This is a genomic window from Sulfuricurvum sp. RIFOXYD12_FULL_44_77, assembly GCF_001830725.1.
Taxonomy (GTDB): Bacteria; Campylobacterota; Campylobacteria; order Campylobacterales; family Sulfurimonadaceae; genus Sulfuricurvum; species Sulfuricurvum kujiense_A.
In genome coordinates, this window is record NZ_MIBU01000299.1 from 1 (window position 1) to 5248 (window position 5248).

Sequence of the window (5248 nt, forward strand, 5' to 3'; positions counted from 1 at the left end):
GTGTTATCATTATTCATCATTTATTTAATCCCCATAATTCCAGAGCTTCCTCTTCCTCAAGCTGACAGCGGCGGCAAATTTTTTCCCCTCCGACCGAGCTAAAGAGTGCATCACACTCATCACATCGCCGCACCGAAAAGGTGATAAGATTTTGCACTGCAGGTTCAAACCACTCGGTGAGATTGTATGACGTTGAAATACCGATTGCATCACTCTCACATACATCATGACAGAGATGGCATTTGACACATAAGAACGGATCAAAATCGATCTTAGAATTCCGCATATCCGAGGTAAGTGCCGCCGTAGGGCAAATACGATAACACATCTGACAGGCGGTGCATTTGCTCTCATCCATGATTTTTTGAGAGGTAAAAGCAATCATCTGAGCATCGACGACATGAAACTGCGATGGTTTCTCGACCCGCTTCAATGCCATAAAAAAGAGTTTTCGACGATCGGTGATTTTTTTCGCCCTAAGTTCTTTGGTATGAGAGCTGTCAATACTCGCTTCGATAAACTCATCGGTCGAGCGTTGTACCTCTTTTTCAAAATCATGTTTGGCTTTTGCAATCCTACGTAAATGAAACGTTTTGAAAAAATCTCTCCGATCTTTTGGCTCATCCGCCTCAGGGCTACGGTAAGCTCTCTCTTCACACACGACACTCTTCTCAACCTCTATCGCTTCGAGAAGGTAATTCGCACTCTGAATTCTCTCCTCCATCATCTCAAGCACATAAGAGCCGATATCGCAACTGCCGCAATGTCCGATATCGAGAACCAACCCTTTTTTAAGACTGCACAATGAGATTAAATGCTCAACGGAGAGGGCGGCAATACAAGGGACGTTTTTCTGACACGAAACAACACTCTCGTCATCGTTAAGAAATGAAAAGAAAAACTCGCTCGGATTGAAATCATCCAACGCTAATGCTTCACTCGGACACACCGCCACACATCCCGCACATCCCACGCAAAGTGATTGATTGATGGCAGGGAGTCTTCCGAGCAGTGTTATCGCGCTTGTCGGACAACTATCACTACAGTGTGAACACTCCGAGTTGACACTGAGTGCACGAACACATCGTGCGGGTGATAGCTCTAGTAGACTCACGCAGCTACCAAAGCACTCAATGTTTCGTTATCGGAGAGGATAAACTCCAATGCCATCTCCGCAGTATCGTAATACAGAGGGGTACGAGACTCATATTTCATATTGATCAGATACATCGGCGCCCATTTCAATAAATGGGAATTTAAAAAATTATGCTGAACATTGATCAGTTCATGTACCGCTTCATGATCCGCTTCTTCAAGTGCTTTGAGCTGTGCTTCGCACAAATGGTGCATAAACTCCATCTCGATACCGATATGATCCGAAGAGACAACCCGTGCTACTTCATAATCAACGAGAAAATCATATGCACTGTAGATGTCGGTAACGGGGTTGGCACCGCCTGTTTCGATCATTTGGTCATGGCGTGTATAAAAGGTTTCATACGGAACCAGATGAAGCAGTGAGAGGTTAGTAAAATCGGGATTCAAATACTCTTCCAAAAGCTGTTGTGCTTCGATATTTTTACGAGGTTCCCAATCACGCCAATGAGGCATAAATTCTAAAACCGTTTCGTCATTGCGAAGAATTTCTAAACGCTCCACATCCAACTCTTGAAGCAATATTCGTGATAATAACGCATATAAATTACTGCGTGCGATAATTTCATCCATTCGTAAAAACCTTTAATAAAGTAGCGTGATTGTAGCTTATGCGGCTGAAAAGCGTATAAGAGGTGTAGGTTATAAGGCTCTATCAAGCCTTACGACTTGATATTGACCTCATACACCGATGGATCGAGGTTGACCCATGGGCGTTTGATATGGCGAGGACGACGTAGAGTAGAATTAGAATCTAATCCGCGAGTCAATGTATCTCTCCACGCTTGGTAGACTTTAAAGTTATTGTCGTAGTTTACGAAAATATCCCCGATTTTATCACCCGCTTGAGCAGGTTCCAGTAGAACTTTATGGTGCCAGCAGTGCATACCCGAAACAGGGTCAGGATGAGGAGCCGCAACGGCATTTTGCCAAGAACCGCTCAAACCATCCCACCAAATGTTACCGGAGTCACGGTTATAGTCAGCGAAACGTTCCGTATGGAACGGTTTGATCCCCTCAACGTATTTGAGTTTTCCTACTTTTCCATCCATTTGGATCTCGGCGACCGGAACCCCGAAACTGTTAAGTCCGGTCGTCCCTTCGTAATTGTCAATTATACTTTGTCCACCTACTTTACCGACATTTGCGGGAGATTCAGCAAGGAACTCTTTATTATTAAGATCACGAGGAGCCACACCCGGTGCAACTTTTCCATCGCTTACGCCATTAGGAATCGTAACCGCATTAGTCAGTTTCCAGCGTCCGCCGTGGTGTGAGCACGCGAGTGTACCCGGAAGAACACCCTCGGTTGGAACCGCCATCGCAACGAAATGTCCACCCTCTAACCCTGAAACCGTATCGACGATACGAACACGGATCGCGTCACCGCGTTTGAATCCGAGACGTTGTGCATCTTTAGTCGAAATCCAGATTGGGTCATGGTTTTGGCTAATCTCCATAAGGTGTTTCGAGTTCGCTGAACGTGTATGAATGTTATACGGCAAACGGAATACTGTATTGAGTGCAAATGCATTCTCTTCCGTCATATACTTATGGTTGACGTGAGAAACCAAGTGAACGTATTCATTTTTCTCCTCATCATTACGCGGATAGAACGGCATAGCGTACTCTCTCCACTTCCAATCGGTCGCCCACTGAGTATAGAACTCTAATTTTTTGGTTAGAGTTGCAAATCCTTCCATTTTCTTACCGTCGATTTCGATACCGATTTTTTTCTCTTTACCATGGTGATCTTGTGCAGAAATGACACCGCCGGCTCCGACACTCATCGTGGAAGCGGCAAATTTATGACCATGAGAGATTACTTCACCGTCTTCCACCTTAAGTTCACGTTCCATCGCATGGTAGATTTTATCCTCTTCCATCCATACTCCGTAATCACGAAGGTAGGAATAAACAGGGAACTCTTCGTTCATATAGCGCGGATCATTGGTCGCCGTCTCTTTGAGTTTCGGCAAATTGTCTCCGAATGCCGCATCGTACCACTCTGCAATGGTAACCGGTTTACCCGGATGACGTTTCGATTCCCACATTTTTTTGATACCGAGAGAGCCGTCCGGATCGATAAAATTCACACACAAGTCAAAGAAAAATTCATTCTCTTCCCACACTTCACCCAGACCCGCTTTGATATGAGCCTCTAGAGTCGCACGGGCAGGATTTTTCGCTTTCCATCCCGATTTTTCCAATGCTACGCGCAATACCGGTTGACGGAAGCTTGCCCAGCGAGCCGGAAAAGTAGCTTCAGAGTGTTGGTCATGGCGCTCACCCGCAAGACCGACAGGGAGGACATAGTCCATGTACCAGTTGGTCTCCGACCATACCGGCGAGAGGTTCATGGTGAGTTCCATAATCTCTTCATTTTTCAATACTTCGATCCATCGGAATCCGTCCGGATTAATCCACACCGGATTGTACATACGAGGAATCCAAACCGCGAGTTTACTAGGGACTGTCAATCCGCGATCATTCCATTTTTTCTGCCACTCTTTATCACTCAAAAGATGGGGGAGAAGATAGGAGAGTTCATACGTTGACAACGGCCATTCCGGCGGCCATGTAAGCTCATTATAGGCTTGAACTTTCGGTACATCGGCACCTGAAACCCCTTGACCTACGGTAGAGCTTCCCCCTTTACCGGAAACAGAGATAACATGCCAGTGGTGAAAGAATGTTCCCCCTTCGGTTCCGATAGCTCCGCGAAGACCGATACAAAAGTACGCCGCACGTCCGCCCATCCATGCACCACGGTTACCCGCAGCTGCTGCACGCCAGATATAGGTAGAGATCGCATCTCCCGCCCAAATAAACATCTCATAGAGTTTTTCGAGTTTATACGCAGGTACATGGGTCTCTTTTACCGCATAATCAAGTGTATAGGGAGCATACATATCTTTGAGCAATTCCATATAGCTCTCAAAACTGCGATCAGCTGGAAGCTTCGTAATTTGACCTTTTGTAAGCATAAAATTCAAATGCTCAGAATCGTTCATCAACGTTTCCCAGTTGAACCATTTTTTGACAAACTTTTTGTCGGTCATATTTTCATTGAGAATACGGTTTGCCAAATAGAGATAAATCGCCGCTTCCGTCCCCGGCCATGCCGCAATCCAAAGATCCGACATCCCCGCAGAGTTCGACATACGTGGGTCCATAACGACGAGTTTAGCCCCTTTTTTACGCGCATCGGCGATAAAGCTTGCTGATTGCTGAAAATAGTGCCCCGCATCCGCTGCATGCGAAGAGTTCAAGAAAATCAATTTTGCATTGGCCCAATCGGGGCTGGTACGGTCATCATTAGCTGTCCAAATCGTCGGAGTACGACCATTGGAAGAACAGATGTTGGTATGGGAGTTGTACGAGTCAAGACCTAATGTTTCCCACACTTGTGGAACGAAACCGTTTTCATTCGGACGACCGACATGGTACATAACCGATTTACGAGAAAGAAGATCACCCTTACGGATGGTATCGGCCATCTTTTTACCGATAGTAGTCATGGCTTCATCCCACGTTGTACGGATCCATTTCCCCTCACCACGTTTAGAACCCGGTGCACGTTTCAATGGAAACGGGATACGATCCGGATCGTACATTTGCGATTGAACCGCGTACCCTTTGGCACAGTTGCGTCCGCGTGAACCCGGATGCAACGGGTTACCCATATATTTTTTAACGGTAAAGGTCTTTTTGTCAATCCATGCCGTGAGTCCGCATGCCGCTTCACAGTTTGAACACGCTGTCGGAACAATCATAAAATCGTTGACATAAATACCGTCAGGATTGTTTTCACTCTGTACACCGTGTCGATCAATACCGCCACGTTTCCAATCTACACCGCTAAGTTCTTGGAAATGGTTCCATTGATCTTGAGGAGGATAGAACGAAAGAGTATCCGGAGTGTTGCTGAATTTACTCTCTTTTACCGATTCAGCGGCTGCGTCTACGGTAAAAACCCCTTTAGCGATTGCGGCACCCGCTACGGTGAGCGCGGTCCCTTTTAAAAATGTTCTTCTACTTTCTAAATACATCATAGTTAATCCTCTTTAGCTCATTGGTAACAATTGTGGAA

The 5248-nt window shown here is 45.8% G+C and carries 3 protein-coding genes; all 3 read right to left on the reverse strand.

The window, feature by feature from the left end; translation table 11 throughout:
• Positions 1–16: 16 nt before the first annotated feature.
• Positions 17–1114 carry a 4Fe-4S binding protein gene (locus A2517_RS10945; RefSeq protein WP_294896964.1) on the reverse strand — a complete coding sequence of 366 codons (1098 nt, stop codon included), beginning with the start codon at positions 1112–1114 and terminating at the stop codon, positions 17–19.
• Positions 1111–1728: a molecular chaperone gene (locus tag A2517_RS10950; RefSeq protein WP_294896966.1), complete on the reverse strand. Its 618-nt coding sequence runs from the start codon at positions 1726–1728 to the stop codon at positions 1111–1113. Before A2517_RS10950 ends, A2517_RS10945 begins: the two co-directional genes overlap by 4 nt.
• Positions 1729–1817: 89 nt before the next feature.
• Complete coding sequence (locus A2517_RS10955) at positions 1818–5207, reverse strand: molybdopterin-dependent oxidoreductase (RefSeq protein WP_294896968.1); 3390 nt, start codon at positions 5205–5207, stop codon at positions 1818–1820.
• Positions 5208–5248 lie beyond the last annotated feature (41 nt).

Bases quoted from the DNA above. Each gene is read 5' to 3' on its own strand.
- A2517_RS10955 (WP_294896968.1), bottom strand. From the start codon at position 5,207: ATGTATTTAGAAAGTAGAAGAACATTTTTAAAAGGGACCGCGCTCACC.
- A2517_RS10950 (WP_294896966.1), bottom strand. From the start codon at position 1,728: ATGGATGAAATTATCGCACGCAGTAATTTATATGCGTTATTATCACGA.